The sequence below is a fragment of the Rothia sp. HMSC069C03 genome, from assembly GCF_001811075.1.
In the GTDB taxonomy this organism is placed as follows: domain Bacteria; phylum Actinomycetota; class Actinomycetes; order Actinomycetales; family Micrococcaceae; genus Rothia; species Rothia mucilaginosa.
The window spans coordinates 65,585-85,021 of sequence record NZ_KZ627140.1 but is presented as its reverse complement, the minus strand read 5'-3'; the positions used below and the strand labels follow the sequence as shown (position 1 = coordinate 85,021).

Genomic DNA, 19,437 nt, shown 5'->3' with positions numbered 1-19,437 from the left:
CGTACCCGCTAGTCCCGGGGTTCTTCCTGCACAGGCGTACAATGAAAGTGCGTGCGCCCGGCCGGCGGCACCTACGAATTCCGCGAGAAACGACATCACAACGCCGTGTTCTCACCGACGCCCTTCCCCTTTTTAGTATCAGCTAGGGCGAGTATCGCCGATGACCGACCGACCCGTCTGACGCCGCATCCACTGTAACGAGGAGAAATCTCATGGCATATCAGCCGACCATCCTAAACGGTGAAACTGTTTTCCGTAACGAAGTTTTTCAGACCGGCCTCATGTCCCAGCTACTGGACGGCATCTACGATGGCGAGATGACCATCGGTGAGCTCCTGAGCCACGGCAACTTCGGTGTGGGTACCTTCAACGGCCTCGACGGCGAAATGGTCGTCCTCGACGGCGTCTGCTACCAGGTACGCCACGACGGCTCCGTATCCCTGCCCGACCTGCGCCAGCAGACCCCCTACGCCGTGGTCACCAACTTCGTGCCCATGATTAAGCGCGAACTACCGCATAACCTACTCCGTAAGTCTGCCTCGCAGATTCTGGATGACTTCACCGTCTCTAAGAACTACATGTACGCCATCAAGATTTACGGCGAGTTCGAATGGGTCCGCACCCGCACCGTCATCAAGCAGGAGAAGCCCTACCCGAAGATGGTTGCGGCCACTGAGAACGAGGACATTGTCCAGTTCGATAACGTGACCGGCACGATTGTTGGCTTCCGCACCCCGATCTACGAGCAGGGCATCTCGGTGCCCGGCTGCCACGCCCACTTTATCGATGATGAGCGTGTTCAGGGCGGCCACGTGGTCGACTTCAAGCTGCGCTCCGCAAAGGTCGAGATTTGCCCCGGTACCGGCCTGCAGCTGCACCTGCCGCTGACCCCCGAGTTCTCCTCCGCTAACCTCTCCCCCGAGGACCTAGCCGACCAGATTTCCAAGGCTGAGAAGCACTAAGCTTCTTTCCCGCTCCCGGGATATAGCAACGGGATATATTAACGAAGGAGCCGCCCTCTACTGTTCTGTAGAGGGCGGCTCCTTCGTGTTTATACGTGCTGTTCTGCGGAAGGCTCAGTGCCAAGGAGGCGCTTACGCCTCCGGCACGAACTCACCGTGGCCGCACTCGCGCAGGGCAGCACGCACCTTCTCAGCGGCAGCATCCAGCTCTTCGGCGGTAGCGTCCTTCTTCGCGTTGGCGGGATCGTAATCAGCCATGCTATCAACCGGGAACAGATGGATGTGGGTGTGCGGCACATCGAAGCCCGCAATCATCAGAGCCACACGGTCCTTGTCGAACGCCTGATCCAGGGCACCAGAAATCTTGTGCGCCACAGCGAACAGGTGCGCCGCCAGCTCAGCCGGCAGGTCTGGCCAACGGTCGACCTCAGCGCGGGGAACGAGCAGCAGGTGACCTTCCGACAGGGGCATGATGTCCAGGAAGGCGACGCAGTGCTCGTCCTTCCAGACGAAGCGGCCGGGAATCTCGCCCTCAATAATCTTGGTAAAAATCGTGCTCACAATATTCTCCTTCATGCGCCGTCATCGGCGCGTTTGAAGCTCAACGGTCAGGCTTACGCCTCAACCTCAATGCTCTCACCGGGGTTCAGGTGCTTAAGCTCAGTGCCGTACTTCGCGCCGAAGTTCGTCACCAAACCCTCAATAATGCCGGTGCCGTTGGCGTTAATCATGCCATTGTGAATCGGAACCACACGCTGAGCGCCGGTCGCAATCACAAAATCAATGACTTCCTGAACCTTCGACCAGGGCGCGTGAATCGGCACCAGAACGGTATTCGCACGCACGCGGTGCGGAACCACCAACGAGTCACCCGGGTGGTACACGGCACCGTTAATCAGGTAACCGACATTAGCGATGGTCTGAATCAGCGGGTGAATCAGGGCGTGCTGACCGCCGTAGGTCTTCACCTCAAAACCGGGGATGCTGAACTCAGAATCAGAGGAAACAACGGTAACCTCGGCAGCGGGCACAGCCTCCTTGATGGTCTGGGCGACAGCCTCGGGAGCCCAAATCTTCAACGGGGTCTGCGACTCGGCACGCTCAGCAATCAGCGGCAGCACCGACGGGCCATCAAAATGGTCCGGATGCGCGTGGGTCACGAACAGGTAATCGGCGCCTTCCAGCGCGGTGGCGTGTTCGCCTTCTGCGGCAAAGTTGCCGGGGTCAAGAACGAGGGTGCGCCCCTCATTCTCAAGGCGGATACATGAGTGGGTGTACTTCGTCATTTTCATAGTTTTAGTCTACCGTTAACCCTCATTCGTGCCTGTTGATGACTTCAATTTTTGAGATAAAGCGCAAATCAACCACCTTTTGAATGCCTCTAGTGTAAAGTCGTAAGACAAGATTGACCACACAATGGGACGGATTTCCGCCCCGAAAGGTTCAGCAATGGACACTCATATTCCCGTACGGAGAATTACGAAGCCCGCCGAAGCCCGAAATACCCGCCAGCGTCGCATCATCAAGGCGACCATGGAAGAGCTCGGCGATTTCATCTCAGCACAGGATCTGCACCTGACCCTCGCGAACCGCAAGGAACAGGTCTCTCTCGCAACAACCTACCGTGTGTTGCAGTCACTGGCTAACGCCGGTGAGCTCGACTCGGTCAAGGGCGTTGAGGGTGAGACCCTGTACCGCCACTGCCGGGTGAAAGATCACCACCACCACCTGCTCTGCCGCCGATGCGGCACCGCCATTGAGCTAGAAGCACCCGCCCTCGAGGACTGGGCACTGGCGATGGGTAAGCAGCACGGCTTCTCGGAGCTGGAGCACGTGGTTGAAGTGACCGGTTACTGCCCGGACTGCACTTTGGCACGTCGCGAGGAAGAGTCGCAGGGCGGCGCTTCACGCTAACGTTGCAGGCTAAGCCGCACCCCTCACCTGCTGAGGGGCTTTCCTTCACCGGAGAGGATCCTTCTCTGGAGGAACAAGAAGAGGGCGTCTTTAAAGATCTTCGACGCCGCTACAGCACGACACACAGGGCATCTGGACAGGGCAACACAACGCCACACAGGTTGAGCCCGCATTGCGCACCGGGTACATGACCCGTAGCGCTAACACAGCACGACAACGAAAGAGCCCCGCCTCATTCCCGAGGTGGGGCTCTTTCTATAGGTCTTATGCCTTCTCAGCCAGCTGGCGGCCCGACGCGCTATGGCGGCGCTTCACGCCACCAATCACACGGCACACCACGTAAATCAGGAAGGAAATGCTGGTCACGTAGGGGCTAATCGGCAGCGAACCGGCAAGAGCCAGCAGAATACCGCCCACAATGGACGCCTCCGCAAACAGCACCGACAAGATTAGGGTACGTACCGGAGAAGCCGTCACCTGCATCGCTGCAGCCGCCGGAGTAATCAGCAGCGCCAGCACCAGCAGCGAACCGACCACCTGCACCGACAGAGCCACAGCAATACCCAGAATCACCATGAACACCAGGGACAGGAAGCGCATCGGCACGCCCTTAGCGCGCGCGACCTCCGGGTCCAGGGAGGAGAAGCTCAGCGGACGCCACACCATCACCAGCAGGGAAATAATAACTACCGCACCAATAATCATGGTGTGCAGCTGGTCGGCATCCACGGACACGATCTGACCGGTCAGCAGACCGAACTTATTCGCGCTACGGCCCTGGTACAGGGAGAGGAAGAGAATACCCAAGCCCAAGCCGAACGGCATGAGCGCACCAATGACCGAGTTCGAGTTACTCGCCTTAGAGCCCAGAAAGGCAATCAGCAGAGCCGAGGCAATCGAACCGACCATGGAGCCGGTCACCACGTCATAGCCGAGCAACAGGGCAAGGGCGGCACCCGCGAAAGACATTTCAGAGACGCCGTGCACCGCAAAGGCGTGGTCGCGCATCATCACGAAAATGCCGACGAAACCACCGATAAGGCCCAGAACAGCGCCAGCAAAAATGGAGTTCTGCAGCATCTGCAACAGCTCACCGTAGCGGTCAAAAACGAAGATACGGGAGAGCAAATCGTTCTGCGCGGCGGCAACCGGTGCCAGAGCGGGGAGGGAAGCAAGAATGGTCATCGAGTGGTTCCTCCCGGAATGTGTAGAGTGCGGTGCGGTTCAGAAAGACCAGACTTCAGGTGGGAGCCGTGAATGTTCTGGTCGGTGCCCTCAATATGGCAGTGGTCGCTGGCGTGAGTCTCACCCACCACCACGTAACGGCCATTAGACTTGAGCACGCTCACCGGGGTTCCGTACAGGGAGGTGAGAGTCTCGCTGGTCATGACCTCTTCCACCGACCCGACCGTGAAACGGCCGTTCGCCAGATAGAGCACGCGATCCACATGCTCAATGATGGGGTTGATTTCGTGGGTCACGAACACCACCGCCACGCCGCGTTCACGGTTGAACCGGTGAATCAGCTCAGCCACCGCGTACTGGTGGTTGAGGTCCAGGGAGAGTAGCGCCTCATCAGCCAGCAGAATCTTCGGGTCGTTCGCGAGCGCCTGGGCGATACGCAGGCGTTGCTGCTCACCACCGGAGAGCAGACCCACCGGCACGTTCGCGTATTCGGTTGCGCCGACGGCTTCGAGGAGCTCGTCAACCTTGGCGCGGTATTTGCGGCCGTGCAGGCGGATGCCCCAGCGGTGCCCGTCCACGCCAAGTCCCACGAGGTCGCGGGCGCGCATCGGGGTGGAGGTGGGGATGGACTTCTGCTGCGGTACGTAGCCGACGCCGGCGTTGCCCAGACGTGCGGGTTTGCCAAGCACGGAGATTTCGCCAGCGTTGAGTCCGGTCAGGCCGAGAACGACTTTGAGGAAGGTGGACTTGCCGGAGCCGTTGGGTCCGAGCACGGCGAAGTATTCGCCTGCGCCGATGTCGAGGGTTAAATCTTTCCAGAGGGTGCGGGCCCCGAAAGCGAGGCTACCCCCGCGAATGGAAATCGCGGGGGTGGCACCGTTATTGTTGTCAGTCACTTAGGAGAGCGCCTTTTCGAGGTTGCTGACGTTGGTCTTCATCCATGCCAGGTAGTTGGTATTTTCCGGCAGGGTTTCGGTGAAGGATACGTAGTTCACCGAGGCGTCCTTAGCTGCCTGCAGCACCTCGTTAGTCTGGGAGGTGGAGGTCTGCTCGTTGTAGGCGAGCAGCTGGACCTTCTTCTCGGTGACCATGTCCTTGGTTTCCTTCAGGACGAGTGCGGGAACGTCGTTGCCGGCTTCGGCTGCCTCAGCGAATTCGCTGGGGGTTGCGTTCTCTGCGCCGGTGGAGGAAATCAGGTAGTCCGGCACGGGCTCGGTGGACAGGTACTTCTTGTCTTCACCGGCGATTGCCTTGGCGGTGGTGTCCAGTGCGTCCAGTTCCTTGGAGAAGGTGGATGCGTTGGTGCGGAACGCCTCAGCGTGTGCGGAGTCGAGGCCTGCGAGCTCTTCAGCGATCTTCTGGGCGACCTTCTTCATGGTTTCGAAGTCGTACCAGAGGTGCTCGTTAAACTCGTGTGCGTGGGCGTGGTCGCCGCCGTCTTCGTGGTGTTCGCCGCCGCGGTGGTCCTCGACCAGATGGGTGTATTCGGCATCGGTGAGCTTGCCGCTGACCTTGACCGCGTTCACGATCTTCTGGGAGGCGTTGTCCTTGCCTGCGAGGTCTTCGAGGAACAGGTCGTAGCCTGCGCCGTTGATGACGATCAGGGATGCGTCCTTCGCCTTGAGGCGGTCGGCGCTGGTGGCTTCGTAGGAGTGGGGGTCGGTGCTGGTGGAGGCAATCAGCGCGGTAACCTCGATGTAGTCGCCGCCGATCTGCTTGGCGATGTCTGCGTAGACGTCGGTGGAGGCGACGACCTTCACCTTGCCGTTGTTGGAGCCAGCCGAGGAGGACGAACCGGAGGAGGTCTTGTTCTCGGTTGCGCAGCCTGCCAGCAGCAGGGAGGATGCGGCGAGTGAGCCCATTGCGGTGAGGAAGTGCTTGCGGGTGATCTTCGGGTGCGACATGAGGGCTCTCTTTCGGTTCGTTCTAGTCTGTAGGTTCCTTAACTACATCATGCGCACACCCGTATAAACAACTCTTTATTGTTGTCATGTGGGTGGTGTTGGGCGGCTCATTTTCCCTGTTGGAAGCTTATGTAGCAGGGATATTTAGCTAAGCTTGCTCCGCTCCCCTGCCGCCGCTTCATCCCTCCACCTGAGACTGCCCCTAGGGGGCACCCATACGCCGTTTCTGACCGCAAAACAACCCGCCCCGCACTCTCCTTCACGAGAGTGCGGGGCGGGCTGTGTGTTCAAGATTCCCCCGTTTTACTCGGAGTATCTCACGATGCGGTTACTGGGCTTCATTCGGTTACTGGGCTTCGCGCGCCTGCTGTCGGCGTACACGCTCACGCACCGCATCCTGGGTGGTGTCGTTGATTTCGCCAACGAGCTCCTCCAGCACGTCTTCGAGGAAGACCACGCCGAGGGTTACGCCCTGTTCATCCATAACCTGCGCGATATGGGTTCGACTGCGCTGCATGGAGGCGAGCGCATCGTCAATATCGGTGGTCGGGGTGAGCGTGTCCAGGGAACGCAGCTTGTACCAGGGGAAGGGCTCCTCGAACCGCTCGGGGGCGATGGCGAGGGCATCCTTCACGTGCAGGTAGCCCATGTAGGTTCCGTCGCTGTCGGTAATGACGAAGCGGGAGTAGCCGCTGCGTGCCACGGCGCGTTCCAATTCGGCGGGGGTGCTGCCGAAGGGCAAGGTGACGAGCTTATCGCCGGGCACCATGATTTCGTAGACGTCCTTCTCGGTGAATTCGAGGGCACTTTCAATCACGCCGGCGTCGTCTTCCACGGTGCCTTCCGCGGTTGAGGTTGCCACGATGGTCTGCAACTCGCCCAGGGTGAAGGTGGAGGCGACTTCGTCCTTCGCGTCAACCTTCATGAGCGCCAGCAGCTTGTTGGACAGGTTGTTCAGCAGGGCGACCACGGGGGCGAAAATCTTGGAGAAGGTCACCAGGGTCGGCACAATCCAGAGAGCCACACCGCGGGCGGCGAGGGTCACGGCGGCATTCTTGGGAACCATCTCGCTGAAGATCACGTGCAGGTAGGTGACCAGAATCAGGGTGATGACGAAGGCGATTACGTCCACGATCGCGTGGGGCAGGCCGACCAGGTGCAGGGGCACCTCCATCATGTGGTGCAGTGCCGGTTCTGAGACGTTCAGAATCAGCAGGGAGCAGATGGTGATGCCCAGCTGGCAGGTGGCGAGCATGAGCGAGACGTTTTCTAGCGCGTAGATGACGGTCTGCGCTCGCTTATTGTCTTCTTCGGCGAGCGGTTCGATTTGTGCTCGTCGGGTGGACATGATGGCGAATTCACCGGCGACGAAGAAGGCGTTTCCGGCGAGCAGGATGACGAGCAGTGCGATGGCTACCCAGTCGTTCATGCGTTGCCTCCCTTCTCGGTCTGTTCCTGTGCGCTAGGTGCGGGGGTGAATCGGATGCGGTCCACGCGGCGGCCTTCGAGGGTGTCGACGCGCAGGGTGCCGCCGGGTACGGGGACGCTGTCGCCTACTTCGGGGATGCGGCCGAGTCGTTCCATCATGAAGCCGCCGACGGTTTCGTATTCGGGGCTTTCCTCAACCTCGAGTCCGGGGATGAGGGTGTTGATTTCGTCGGGGCGGCGCAGGCCGGAGAACACCCAGTCGCCGTTGCCGTAGCGTAGGGGGCGTTCGGTGCGGCCGCGGTCGTGTTCGTCGGAGACTTCGCCGACGATTTCTTCGACGAGGTCTTCGAGAGTTGCGATGCCGGCGGTTCCGCCGTATTCGTCGAGGACCACGGCGAGCTGCAGGGCGCCCTGGCGTAGCTGGGTGAGTAGCGCGTCCAGGTGCAGGGTTTCGGGGACCTGCAGCACGTCTTCTGCGAGGGCGCCGGCTTCGAGGGTTTCACGTACCTCCGGGGGCACGCCGACTGCCTTCTTCACGTGCACGACGCCCACGATGTTGTCGTGGTCGCCCTTGTAGAGGGGGAATCGGGAGTGGCCGGTGGAGCGTGCCAGCTTGATGACTTCGGCAACGGGAGCGGTGTCTTCGAGCATGGCGACCTGGCCGCGCGGGGTCATTACTTCGGAGGCGGTCAGCTCGGAGAAGCGCAGGGTGCGGTCCACGAAGCGTGCCGCGTCCGAGTCGAGGGTGCCTTCTTCTGCGGAGCGACGAACCATGGAGGAGAGCTCTTCGGGGGTGCGTGCCGCGGAGAGTTCCTCCTTGGCTTCCATGCCGAAGCGTCCGAGGATCCAGTTGGCGGAGCCGTTCATGATGCGCACGAGCGGGGATATGACGCGGGTGAAGGCGAGCTGCGCGGGGGCGACTCGACGCGCCACATCGTAGGGTTCGGCGATAGCGAGGCCCTTGGGCAGCAGTTCGCCGACGATCATGGAGAGCAGGGTTGCGATGAGCATTGCCAGCAGCAGGGTGAGCATATCGGTCACGCTGGTGGGCAGACCCAGGCTGCTGATGGCGCCGGTGGTGAGCGCCTTGATGGCGGAATCGAGAGTGTAGCCGGTCAGCAGCGTGGTTATGGTGATGCCGATCTGGCAGCTGGACAGCTGAGTGGAGAGGGTTTTGAGGCAGCGCAGAACGGCGTCGGCGGCTTTATCGCCGGAGTCCTTTGCCTGCTGCACGGTGGCGGTTTCGAGCGCCACGAGTGAGAACTCTACGGCAACGAAGAAGCCGGTACCCAGGATGAGGAGCAGGCCGATGAGCAGGAGAATCAGATCCACTCAGCCACCGCCTCCATCAACTGGTGCACGGTGCCTTGGGCCTGGCGGGGTAGCCCCGCAGCCAGGCTGTCCAGATGCTGAGCATCGGAGGTGGTGTTTTTGGGTGTTACCGTGCCGTGTTGAGCAGAGTACGCGGGCAGTATTCTGCGCTGGCTAGTAGTCAGAGTCTTACTCAAAGGGTCATCCATACCCCATATTTTAGCGAAGGTTTCGTCACTTCCCGGTGCTGTAGAGTGCCTGCTCACAAGTGCAAGACAGCACTTGTTGCGCACGCGGCTCATTGCTAATCCGTAAGAGTGAAAAATTGCATTGCGGATATGGCGCGATGAGCTGGAAAGTTCACCGTGCTTCTCTTTACACTTATACATAGGAGCATGAGTGTGCCGCCATGCAAGCGGATGAACCCCGACGTTCACGGCACGCTAGGCAGGTTTGTACGGTGCACACCCCGCACATACGGCCACCATCTTAGGCGATGCGCACATGCTCAGCGTGATGATTCGCCCCTCGAAGACGCGGGTCGTCTATGCCGGGGAGAGTCCCGGACGCGACGGATAAATTCACACTAATTGGAAGAGGCGTTTAACGTGCCAAATCTGCCAGAACATCTGGTGCCTGAGGAATTTGCCGGTAACGAATGGTTCGTTGAAGAACAGTACGAGCGTTACCAGAAGGGCAAGAACCTCGTGGACCCTTCATGGTGGCCCATTTTTGAGACCATCGACAAGGCGCTGGGAGGCGCCGGTACCGCTAGTGCAGCTCCTGCTGCGGCACCCGCCGCACCGGCTGCGCCTGCCGCACCTGTAGCAACTCCCGCCCCCGCGGCACCGAAGCCTGCGGCTGCGCCTGCTAACCCAACCCCTCCCGCTGCTACCAAGAAGGCTGAACCTGTGGAACCTGCTGAAGACAAGATTGTCCCCCTCCGCGGCCCTGCTAAGGCAGTCGTCACGACCATGGAAGAGTCGCTGACTGTCCCCACCGCGACCACCGTTCGTGCGGTCCCCGCAAAGCTGCTCATTGAGAACCGTGCTGCCATCAACAAGTACCTGGCAAGCACCCGCGGTGGCAAGGTCTCCTTCACCCACATCATTGGTTACGCAGTAATTCGCGCAGTGGCAGCGATGCCTTCGATGAACGTGACCTACGGTGTGGACGAGAAGGGCAAGCCCGTTGCAATCCACAACGCACACGTGAACTTTGGTCTGGCTATTGACCTGCCCCGCCCCGACGGTTCCCGTAACCTGGTCGTTCCGAACCTCAAGGGTGCTGAGCAGCTGAGCTTCCGCGAGTTCTGGGATGCGTACAACGACATCGTTAAGCGTGGCCGTAACGGCGCGCTGACCATTGAGGACTTCCGCGGCACCACTGTTTCGCTGACCAACCCCGGTGGTATTGGTACCGTCCACTCGGTGCCCCGCCTCTCCAAGGGCCAGGCAGCCATCATCGGTGTGGGTGCTCTGGAGTACCCGGCTGAGTTCCGCGGCCTGTCCGAGAAGCTCATCACCCAGCAGGGTCTGTCCAAGATCATCACCCTGACCAGCACCTACGACCACCGCGTCATTCAGGGTGCAGGTTCCGGTGAGTTCCTGAAGCTGGTTGAGCACTACCTGCTCGGCGGCGACGACTTCTACGACGCAATCTTCCGCGACCTGAAGGTTCCTTTCGAGCCGGTTCGTTGGGCACGCGACAACCACGTCGATGACGCTCAGGAGATCTCTAAGGTTGCACGTATCCAGCAGCTGATTCACGCTTACCGCGTGCACGGCCACCTGACCGCAGCAACCAACCCCGTTGGTTACAAGATGCGTTCGCACCCGGACCTGAAGCTGGAGAACTACGGCCTGACCCTGTGGGATCTGGACCGCGTCTACCCGACCGGTGGCTTCGGCGGTTCCGAGCGTCTGCCGCTGCGCACCATCCTGGAGCGCCTGCACGAGGCATACTCCGGCTCCCTGTCCGTTGAGTACATGTACTCTGAGAACCCCGAGGTTCGCGCATGGTTCCAGGAGCGCCTGGAGCGCGGCGTTGCTAAGCCCACCCGCGAGGAGCAGCTGCGTGTTCTCTCCAAGCTGGTTGAGGCTGAGGCATTCGAGAACTTCCTGCAGACCAAGTACCTGGGTCAGAAGCGCTTCTCCCTGGAGGGCGGCGAGTCCCTGATTCCGCTGCTGGACGCTGTTCTGGACAAGGCCGCTAACAACGACCTGAAGGGCGTTGCCATTGGTATGGCACACCGCGGTCGCCTGAACGTGCTGACCAACATTGCTGGTAAGTCCTACGCTCAGATTTTCCGTGAGTTCTCCGGCACCGCAGCACCTTACGAGGGCGGCTCCGGTGACGTGAAGTACCACCTCGGTACCGAGGGTGTCTTCACCTCCGATTCCGGTAAACAGACCCAGGTGTACGTGGCTGCTAACCCCTCGCACCTTGAGGCTGCAAACACCGTGCTCGAGGGTATCGTCCGCGCTAAGCAGGATGTCTACCGCGAGCAGGGCGTTGAGGGCCACCCGGTCCTGCCGATCCTGATTCACGGTGACGCAGCGTTCGCTGGCCAGGGCATCGTCATGGAGACCCTGCAGATGGCTGACCTGAAGGCGTACACCACCGGCGGCACCGTACACGTTGTGGTGAACAACCAGATTGGCTTCACCACCCTGCCGAACGACGGCCGCACCGCAACCCACGCTACCGACATTGCGCGTATGACCAAGGCCCCGGTCTTCCACGTCAACGCCGATGACCCGGATGCAGTGGTTCGCGCTGCACGCCTGGCATTCGAGTACCGTGAGCGCTTCGGTCGCGACGTTGTCATTGACCTGATTTGCTACCGCCGCCGCGGTCACAACGAGGCTGATGATCCGTCGATGACCCAGCCGAAGATGTACCAGGACATCGACGCACTGCCCTCGACCCGCACCCTGTACGCACAGGACCTGGTCGGTCGCGGCGACGTCTCTCAGGAAGAGGCAGACGAAGTTCTGGACTCCTACCACTCGAAGCTGGACGCTATCTTCGTTGAGACTCAGTCTTCGGCACCGGCTCCTGCTGGCGCGCACGTTTCCGGTCTGGAACTGCCCGCTGCTCAGCAGAACACCGAGGTCGTTCACGGCGGTAAGACTGCGATTTCCCGTGAGACTTTCCAGCACATCGCTGACGCGTTCGGTAAGGCTCCCGAGGGCTTCACCGTCCACAAGAAGCTGAAGAAGCTCATGGAGCAGCGCGTTGAGATGGGCCGCACCGGCAACGTGAACTGGGGTATGGGTGAACTGCTCGCCTTCGGTTCGCTGCTGATGGAGGGCACCGACGTTCGTATGAGCGGTCAGGATGTTCAGCGCGGTACCTTTGTTCAGCGTCACGCTGTTCTGCACGACCACATCACTGATGAAGAGTGGTCGCCGCTGGAGCACCTCTCTGAGGACCAGGGCAAGTTCCGTATCTACAACTCCTTCCTCTCTGAGTACGGCGTTCTCGGCTTCGAGTACGGCTACTCGGTGGAGCGCCCCGACTCGCTCGTGGTGTGGGAGGCTCAGTTCGGTGACTTCGCAAACGGCGCTCAGACCATCATTGACGAGTTCGTGTCTTCCTCCGAGCAGAAGTGGGGCCAGCGCTCCTCGCTGGTTATGCTGCTTCCTCACGGCTACGAGGGTCAGGGTCCTGACCACTCCTCGGCTCGTGTTGAGCGTTACCTGCAGCTGTGCGCTGAGAACAACATGACTGTTGCCTGCCCCTCGACCCCGGCTTCGCACTTCCACCTGCTGCGTCGCCACTCTCAGCACCGTCCGTACAAGCCGCTCGTGGTGATCAGCCCCAAGCAGCTGCTGCGTCTGAAGGCTGCTGCGTCCTCCATCGAGGACTTCACCGAGGGTTCGTTCCAGCCGGTGATTGGTGACCGTTCGGGTATCAACCCGGCTCAGGTTGAGCGTGTGGTCTTCGTATCCGGTCGTCTCTACTACGATCTGGAAGCTGAGCGCGAGCGCCGCGGCGACACCAAGACCGCTATTGTCTCGGTGGAGCAGCTGTACCCGCTGCCCGAGCAGGAGATCAAGGAACAGCTGGCTCTGTACTCGAACGCTACCGACGTTGTGTGGGCTCAGGACGAGCCTGCTAACCAGGGTCAGTGGCCGTTCATGGCTCTCAACCTGCAGCCGCTGATTGACCGCCGTATGCGTCTGGCTTCCCGCTCCGCAGCTGCTTCCCCGGCTGCCGGTACCGGTAAGCTGCACGCAGCTGAGGCTGAGGCTCTGCTCAAGCAGGTCTTCGAAGGCTAAGGTCTTCTACAGCTGATCGGCTCATGATTTAGCTCTTCAAAACCCGTCTGCCCGTCAGATGTTTCTGGCGGGCAGACGGGTTTTTTAGTCTCGGATGCTTACCGGATAGGGTATTAAGTTCGAAAAGAGGCCGGTAAGCGCTTATCCTAGATATGAAGACTATTACTCACGTGCCTTGCCGCCTCTCACGGCGGGCGCATCCTGCTGAAGAAAGAATTCCGTGGAGCAACGCAATATTCGAATTGTGGCAGTCGGCGATGACCTGCTCGCCGGTGTTGGCGACCCCCGTACCCTCGGCTGGTTTGGCCGCGTTATGGCGCGCACCCCGCAGACCACCGCATCCATTGCGGCATATAACCTTGCCGCCCCCAATGAAGGTAGCGAGCAGCTGAATGCACGCTGGTTCGAGGAGGCGCGCCGCCGCTTCGTTCCCGGTGCTGATAACCGCCTCATTATTGCTCCGTCGACCTTTGACATTGATTTGGGTCTAACCAGCGCTCGTTCGCGTTTGAACCTGGCGAACATTGTGGACATGGCGTCGCAGAACAACATTAAGGTTCTGGTTGTTGGTCCGCCGCCGACCCTGGACGCTGAGCGTAACCGCCGTATCGCTGACCTGTCGGCGGCGTACGCGGATGTGGTGACCCGCCGTAACCACGTGTACGTGGATACGTTCAACCCGCTGCTTCACCACGAGCAGTGGCGCAACGACCTTGCCGCGAATGACGGCCGCCCGGGTCAGTCCGGTTACGGTCTGATGGCGTGGCTGGTTCTGCACCGCGGCTGGTACAACTGGCTGAACATTCCCGAGCACGGCTAAGAGCCCGCTCCCCCGGCTGGGGTTGTGAGCTGATGCGAAGAAAGTTCGTGTTTTTTAGCTCATATCCCGGTTCCAAGATGCAATCATGCCGTTTCTATGAAAAAATAGACGGCGTTGCCCTTATAGCGTGGAGCACCGGTTTTCGGTGACCGCCTCTGCTAGGGCAGGTAATAGGGAGCGCGCACCGCGAAGGTGGGGCGTGCATCCATGAACACTATAAGGAGGCTCTGATGAGCAAGCGCGGTCGTAAGCGCAAGGACCGTCGTAAGGGCGGCGCAAACCACGGTAAGCGCCCCAACGCATAAGGTATCTTGCATACACTTTAAAACCCCGGCGTTTCGGATATTATTCGGACCCGGGGTTTTGCTTTACCCGCAGATGTTTGTGCACATTCTGCGGAATAAAGAGAAGAATTCTACGTTATGGAAGTGAACGCCTGGCGCGTTCCTGTAGAGGAGAAACATGGCTGAAACCAACACCGCGGCGGATACCCGCGAGCTGCGCGAACACTTTACCGCGGACGCTATGCAGTATGTGGATCAGCTCTACGCTGCCGCCCTGCGGATGAGCCGCAACTCTGCCGATGCTGAAGACCTGGTGCAGGAAACCTACATGAAGGCTTTTGCTTCATACCACCAGTTCACCGAGGGTACGAACCTGAAGGCGTGGCTGTACCGCATCCTGACGAATACGTACATCAACCTGTACCGTAAGCGTCAGCGTGAGCCGCAGCAGTCTCAGGGTGAGACGGTGGAGGATTGGCAGCTGGCTCAGGCCGGTGAGCATGATGCGGTGGGTCTGCGTTCTGCCGAGGCGGAGGCGCTGAGCGCCTTGCCGAATACGGAGGTTCGTGAGGCTTTGAATGAGCTGTCTGAGGATTTCCGTATGGTAGTGTACTACTCCGATGTGGAGGGGTTCGCGTACAAGGATATTGCGGAGATTCTGGATATCCCCCTGGGCACGGTGATGTCTCGCTTGCATCGTGGCCGCCTTATTCTGCGTGAGAAGTTGCTCGATTATGCGCGTGAGAACGGTCTGCGCCCGTCAACCATCGCAAAGGTAGAAGCGCAGGCTGAGGCGAAAGCTGCCGCGAAGGCGAGCGCTAAGGCGCAACCGGCTAAGGCTATCAAGGGCACTAAGGCTACCAAGGGCACTAAGGCGGCCAAGGGCGTAAAGTCCCCTCCGGCGGGCTCTGGCTCCGAGGCGCCTGCAGATTCTTAGATTCGCTCTTCTACCCGTGAGCTAGCCCCCATGAGGTTGAGGCTAGACTCCCCTAAGGCTTTATACCTTCCGTGTGAAAGGAACCCCGATGTCAACCACAGACAAGAATTCTTCTGTCCCCGAAGCCTCCGCGGCCTCTGAGCCGTTGGAGGATTGCGGCGGTCAGCCCTGCTCGGCGACCCTCAAGCGCCTCTACGAATTCCTCGATAGGGAGCTGAGCCCCGAGCAGCTACGCACGGTTCAGACACATCTGGATGCCTGCCCCGAGTGCGCGGATGTGAAGGACTTTGAGCTGATGATTCGTGAGAAAATGCGTTCTTCGTGCGCTCAGCAGGCGCCCGAGCAGCTAAAGGCTCGTCTGCTGCAGGATGTGCAAAAGTTCTGCGCCGAGGCTAACCTCTAAGCTGCCTCAGGCTCTTGCCTCGCTGGGGGGGGGTACAGAAATCTAATGACAAGTTAAGGCGGTGCACCAATGACGGTGCGCCGCCTTTACTCGTATTGGTTGGTTTCGCGCTGTCTGGTCCGTGTTGCCTGGTTCGCGCTGCCTATCTCATCGCTGGAGCCCTCAGAGGCTCGCAAACCCCCAACCGGTAGAATAGGGGTAGACGTCAACCGGCGCAGCCTCTCTGAGTCTGCGCCCTCCCCATGATTTGAACCAGAAGAGGATGTATGAGCGACGCAGCAGTGCAGCTTTCCCCCGGTGATTGGCCCGCTCCCCTAGCACCCGCCTCCAGCGAAGCCGCCGGCAAGAACGCGCTGGTGCATATTCCGGGTTCTAAGTCGCTCACGAACCGTTATCTGTTGCTTGCTGCTCTGGCTGACTCTCCCTCGTATTTGCGTGCGCCGCTGCATTCGCGCGATTCGGCGCTCATGATTGAGGCGCTGCGCCAGCTGGGTGCGGGTATTGAGCTGGTGCCGACCGATTCGCCGTTCGGTCCGGATGTAAAAGTCACTCCTCTGAGCTTTGTGGAAGCGCATTCCGCACAGGCTCAGTCCGATTCCGCTCAGTCGCGCACCGTGTCGATTGAGTGCGGTCTTGCCGGTACCGTGATGCGTTTTGTGCCCGCTCTGGCGGCGTTGATGCCGGGTGAGTTCGCTTTTGACGGTGACCCGCACGCTCGTCAGCGTCCGATGGGTCCGGTTCTGGAGGGTCTGCGTCAGCTGGGTGTGCAGGTGGATTGTGAGCAGGGCGAGAACGCTCTGCCCTTCGTGCTGCGCTCCCCCGGTCTGGCGAGCGTAGAGGGTGTTTCTGAGGCGCCCGTGGTTCGTATTGATGCTTCGACGTCGTCCCAGTTCGTTTCGGCGCTGTTGCTGATGGCGCCTCGCCTGCCCCACGGCATGGTGCTGGTGCACGAGGGCTCTTCGGTGCCATCGATCCCGCACATTCAGATGACCGTGGAGGCGCTACGCCAGATGGGTATCGAGGTGCAGGAGCACTACCCGAACCAAGGCAACGAAGCAGAGAGCGGCGAGTACCGTTGGACTGTTCGCCCCGGTTCTTTCCCCGGCTTTGAGATGACCATTGAGCCGGACCTGTCGAATGCCGGTCCGTTCCTTGCTGCCGCCATGGTTACCGGCGAGTCGGTGACTATTCCTCACTGGCCGGCACCCGCGGATGATTCTTCGGCGGGTACGACCCAGGTGGGCGATATGTGGCGTGAGCTTCTGCCCGCGCTGGGTGCGCAGGTTCGCTACGCTGAGGGCCGTCTGACCGTGACCGGTCCGGCGCAGCTTCCCGAGGGCGACTTCTCCTTTGACCTGTCTGCCGGTGGTGAGCTGGCACCGACCATGGCGGCTGCCTGCGCTTTCGTGAAGGGCCGCGTTGAGCTGACCGGTATTGCGCATCTGCGCGGTCATGAGACGGACCGCCTCGCAGCGCTCGCCGCCGAGATTAACCGTCTGGGAGGTGCCGCCCACGACACCGCCGATTCGCTGGTAATTGAGGCGCCCATCCCCGCTACCGCTGAGGCTGCGCCGGTTCTGGCGCGCACCTACGACGATCACCGCATGGCAACCTTCGCGGCGATTATTGGTCTGCGCCGCCCCAATGTGGTGGTGCAGAACGTAGCCACCGTGGCTAAGACCATGCCCGAATTTACCGCAATGTGGGAGGACATGCTGGCGCAATGGCAGGCCGGCGCTTCCACCTCTGACGTTACCGCCGACCAGGAGGTCTTCTAAATGGGTTCTTCCCGCATGAACGTGCGCGATTTCTCCGAATGGGATGAGTCGGATGTGCGCGTGCGCCCGAACAAGAAGGGCTCCCGCCCCCGCACGAAGGACCGCCCGACCTTCAAAGAAGCGATTCGTGGCAGGGTCATTACGGTGGACCGTGGCCGCTGGTCGGTCGTCGTGGATGAGGGTACCGAGAAGGAGCGTACCCTCATTGCGGCGCGCGCTAAGGAACTGCGCCGCACCGCGATTGTGACCGGCGACTTTGTGGACCTGGTGGGTGACACCTCCGGTGCGAAGGATACCCTGGCGCGCATTGTGCGTCTGGGCGAGCGCACCTCGATTCTGCGCCGTAGCGCCGACGACACCGACCCGTCGGAGCGCGTGGTCGTGGCGAATGCTCAGCAGCTGGTGATTGTGGTTGCTGCGGCGAACCCGGAGCCGCGCACCGGCTTCATTGACCGTGCCGTGGTGGCGGCGTTTGATGCCGGTATTGAGCCGATCCTGTGCATTACGAAGACCGATGTGCGGTACCCGCAGAATCTGCTGGATTACTATGCGGCGAGCGGTTTGAAGATTGTGCTGTCTTCGTCTTCGGATGGTTTGGCGCCGAGCCAGGAGGGCGCTGCCGGTTTGGAGTCGGCACCGGTTCAGGAGCTTCTGCAGGAGCTGCTGGGTCAGGTGTCGGTGCTTCTGGGACATTCGGGTGTGGGTAAGTCGACCCTGGTGAATGCGCTGACCGGCTCCGAGCGTGCGACCGGTCATGTGAACGCGGTGACGGGTCGTGGCCGCCATACTTCCTCGTCGGCGTTGGCGTTGCGTCCGGTGAATGCGAATGGCGATCCGATGGAGCCGGGCACCTGGATTATTGACACTCCGGGTATTCGTTCTTTCGGTCTGGCGCATGTGCCGCCGGAGACCGTCGTGGAGGCGTTCGTGGACCTGGCGCCGGGTGCGGCGGATTGCCCGAAGGCGTGTACGCATGCGGCGCAGGCTCCCGAGTGCGGTCTGGAGGCGTACGTTGCTGCCGGTCATGCCGGTGAGAGCGGTCCCGCCCGCCTGGAGTCCTTGCGTAAGCTGCTGCTGTTGACTCCTGAAGAGGGCGATTCGGAGAAGGAACTGGGCGCTCTCGTCTAGGTTCTCTCCCCTGTATTACACACAGCACTGCACACACATTTTTGCTGACTACATCACCGAATACTGAAGAAGAGCATTACTATGAGCCGTCCCCAGCAGTACACCGACGATTTGCGTCTTGCGCATATTCTTGCCGATAGCGTCGATCGTGTGAGCGCCATGCGTTTTCGTGACCGCCCGGTCTTCTCCCCCGCATCCGAGGTGGTAGAGCCCGCCGAGGCGGCACCCGCTGCGGCACCGTTGGCGCCGTGGCAGCAGGCTACTCAGCAGCCCGTAGAGCCGCAGGCGCCGGTGCAGGAGCCTGCCGATTACGCCTCGGGTGTGGCTCAGGAGGTTGAGGAGCTTCTGCGCGCGCAGCTGTCGCGTGTGCGTACTCGTGACGGTATTGCCGGTGCGCATGCCGGCTATAACGGTCAGGCGGCACGCCAGTGGGTGATTGCGCCGATTGCTGAGCTAGATAATTTTCGCCGCGGCGTGCCGGTGTGGGCGACTCTGATTGCTTTGCTGGATCAGGGTGAGCCGGTGGTGGGTGTGGTGTCTGCACCCGCTCTGGGTCGCCGCTGGTGGGCTGCTCGCGGTTCGGGCGCGTACACGGGTAAGTCTTTGGCGCAGGCGACTCGTCTTGAGGTGTCTTCGCTGACTCAGCTGGTTCAGCTGTCTGCCGCGTACACCGACCTCTCTTCCTGGAAGGCGGCCTCTGAAGGCGCTGTGGACCGCTCTGGCGAGCTTGTACAGCTTCTGGGCTGCGTGGGTCGTTCCCGTGCGTACGGTTCGTTCTGGGCGGCGTGTATGCTCGCTGAGGGTGCTGTGGACACCGTCGTGGACGCATCCCTGTCTTTCTACGAGGTGGCGGCGCTACTGCCGCTGATTCGCGAGGCTGGCGGCGTTGTCTCCACCCTGGAGGGCGATTTGCCCGAGCACGCGGGCGTTTCGGCCGCCGGTGTGCGCCCGGTGTCCCTGGTGGCAAGTAATACGGCGGCGGTCCAGCAGCAGGTGCTGGAGGCGCTCGCGCCCCAATCCTAGTCTACCCTTCCCCTGAGCAGGAGGCAGTAAAAATATAGCGAGGCGGCGGCTTTCCGGTCAGTGGAAAGCCGCCG

At 60.7% G+C, this 19,437-nt stretch carries 18 protein-coding genes; 10 read left to right on the top strand and 8 right to left on the bottom strand.

Translation table 11 applies throughout. The features are described from left to right. The first annotated feature begins 212 nt into the window (after window positions 1–212). Window positions 213–962, top strand: coding sequence for an acetolactate decarboxylase (budA, locus tag HMPREF2779_RS07560; RefSeq protein WP_049327712.1), 750 nt, complete (start codon window positions 213–215; stop codon window positions 960–962). 132 nt (window positions 963–1,094) lie between these two features. Here the strand turns inward: budA and HMPREF2779_RS07555 are convergent, their stop codons facing one another. Next, window positions 1,095–1,523 (bottom strand): HIT family protein, encoded by a 429-nt coding sequence (locus HMPREF2779_RS07555; RefSeq protein ID WP_070685118.1) that lies wholly within the window; start codon window positions 1,521–1,523, stop codon window positions 1,095–1,097. A 53-nt stretch (window positions 1,524–1,576) separates the two neighbouring features. After that, window positions 1,577–2,254: an MBL fold metallo-hydrolase gene (locus HMPREF2779_RS07550; protein WP_070685054.1), complete on the bottom strand. Its 678-nt coding sequence runs from the start codon at window positions 2,252–2,254 to the stop codon at window positions 1,577–1,579. Between the two features lie 157 nt (window positions 2,255–2,411). Here HMPREF2779_RS07550 and HMPREF2779_RS07545 point away from each other — a divergent pair, with 157 nt between their 5' ends. Beyond that, on the top strand, window positions 2,412–2,876 hold the full coding sequence (locus tag HMPREF2779_RS07545; RefSeq protein WP_070685053.1) for a Fur family transcriptional regulator: 465 nt from the start codon (window positions 2,412–2,414) through the stop codon (window positions 2,874–2,876). 264 nt (window positions 2,877–3,140) lie between these two features. On the opposite strand, the gene HMPREF2779_RS07540 is transcribed toward HMPREF2779_RS07545, so the two are convergent. The 6 genes from HMPREF2779_RS07540 to HMPREF2779_RS07515 form a co-directional block, all read right to left on the bottom strand. Further along, window positions 3,141–4,061: a metal ABC transporter permease gene (locus HMPREF2779_RS07540; protein ID WP_070685052.1), complete on the bottom strand. Its 921-nt coding sequence runs from the start codon at window positions 4,059–4,061 to the stop codon at window positions 3,141–3,143. Then, window positions 4,058–4,957 carry a metal ABC transporter ATP-binding protein gene (locus tag HMPREF2779_RS07535; RefSeq protein WP_105361209.1) on the bottom strand — a complete coding sequence of 300 codons (900 nt, stop codon included), beginning with the start codon at window positions 4,955–4,957 and terminating at the stop codon, window positions 4,058–4,060. The genes HMPREF2779_RS07540 and HMPREF2779_RS07535 overlap by 4 nt, the downstream gene beginning before the upstream one ends. Next, entirely contained in the window at window positions 4,958–5,965 is a 1,008-nt protein-coding gene (locus HMPREF2779_RS07530) for a metal ABC transporter solute-binding protein, Zn/Mn family (RefSeq protein ID WP_070685039.1), read from the bottom strand. It abuts the gene before it with no gap. A gap of 346 nt (window positions 5,966–6,311) precedes the next feature. Then, complete coding sequence (locus tag HMPREF2779_RS07525) at window positions 6,312–7,394, bottom strand: hemolysin family protein (RefSeq protein ID WP_105361208.1); 1,083 nt, start codon at window positions 7,392–7,394, stop codon at window positions 6,312–6,314. Continuing rightward, window positions 7,391–8,725 (bottom strand): hemolysin family protein, encoded by a 1,335-nt coding sequence (locus HMPREF2779_RS07520; RefSeq protein ID WP_070685035.1) that lies wholly within the window; start codon window positions 8,723–8,725, stop codon window positions 7,391–7,393. The genes HMPREF2779_RS07525 and HMPREF2779_RS07520 overlap by 4 nt, the downstream gene beginning before the upstream one ends. After that, window positions 8,716–8,901: a hypothetical protein gene (locus tag HMPREF2779_RS07515; RefSeq protein WP_141754865.1), complete on the bottom strand. Its 186-nt coding sequence runs from the start codon at window positions 8,899–8,901 to the stop codon at window positions 8,716–8,718. Before HMPREF2779_RS07515 ends, HMPREF2779_RS07520 begins: the two co-directional genes overlap by 10 nt. A gap of 411 nt (window positions 8,902–9,312) precedes the next feature. Here HMPREF2779_RS07515 and HMPREF2779_RS07510 point away from each other — a divergent pair, with 411 nt between their 5' ends. From HMPREF2779_RS07510 to HMPREF2779_RS07480, 8 genes are all read left to right on the top strand, one after another. After that, entirely contained in the window at window positions 9,313–12,990 is a 3,678-nt protein-coding gene (locus HMPREF2779_RS07510; RefSeq protein ID WP_070685115.1) for a multifunctional oxoglutarate decarboxylase/oxoglutarate dehydrogenase thiamine pyrophosphate-binding subunit/dihydrolipoyllysine-residue succinyltransferase subunit, read from the top strand. Between the two features lie 220 nt (window positions 12,991–13,210). Beyond that, entirely contained in the window at window positions 13,211–13,810 is a 600-nt protein-coding gene (locus HMPREF2779_RS07505) for a GDSL-type esterase/lipase family protein (RefSeq protein ID WP_005505446.1), read from the top strand. 230 nt (window positions 13,811–14,040) lie between these two features. Next, window positions 14,041–14,115, top strand: a complete 75-nt coding sequence (locus HMPREF2779_RS09350) for a 50S ribosomal protein bL37 (protein WP_095343185.1) — start codon at window positions 14,041–14,043, stop codon at window positions 14,113–14,115. 157 nt (window positions 14,116–14,272) lie between these two features. After that, window positions 14,273–15,031 (top strand): sigma-70 family RNA polymerase sigma factor, encoded by a 759-nt coding sequence (locus HMPREF2779_RS07500; RefSeq protein ID WP_105361207.1) that lies wholly within the window; start codon window positions 14,273–14,275, stop codon window positions 15,029–15,031. An 88-nt stretch (window positions 15,032–15,119) separates the two neighbouring features. Continuing rightward, window positions 15,120–15,434: a mycothiol system anti-sigma-R factor gene (rsrA, locus tag HMPREF2779_RS07495; RefSeq protein WP_049352592.1), complete on the top strand. Its 315-nt coding sequence runs from the start codon at window positions 15,120–15,122 to the stop codon at window positions 15,432–15,434. A 266-nt stretch (window positions 15,435–15,700) separates the two neighbouring features. Next, a complete protein-coding gene (gene aroA / locus HMPREF2779_RS07490) occupies window positions 15,701–17,212 on the top strand; it encodes a 3-phosphoshikimate 1-carboxyvinyltransferase (protein WP_070685029.1) in 1,512 nt (503 codons plus the stop codon). After that, on the top strand, window positions 17,213–18,340 hold the full coding sequence (gene rsgA, locus HMPREF2779_RS07485) for a ribosome small subunit-dependent GTPase A (RefSeq protein ID WP_012903240.1): 1,128 nt from the start codon (window positions 17,213–17,215) through the stop codon (window positions 18,338–18,340). It begins immediately after the preceding gene. An 81-nt stretch (window positions 18,341–18,421) separates the two neighbouring features. After that, on the top strand, window positions 18,422–19,363 hold the full coding sequence (locus tag HMPREF2779_RS07480) for an inositol monophosphatase family protein (RefSeq protein ID WP_105361206.1): 942 nt from the start codon (window positions 18,422–18,424) through the stop codon (window positions 19,361–19,363). Window positions 19,364–19,437: the final 74 nt, after the last annotated feature.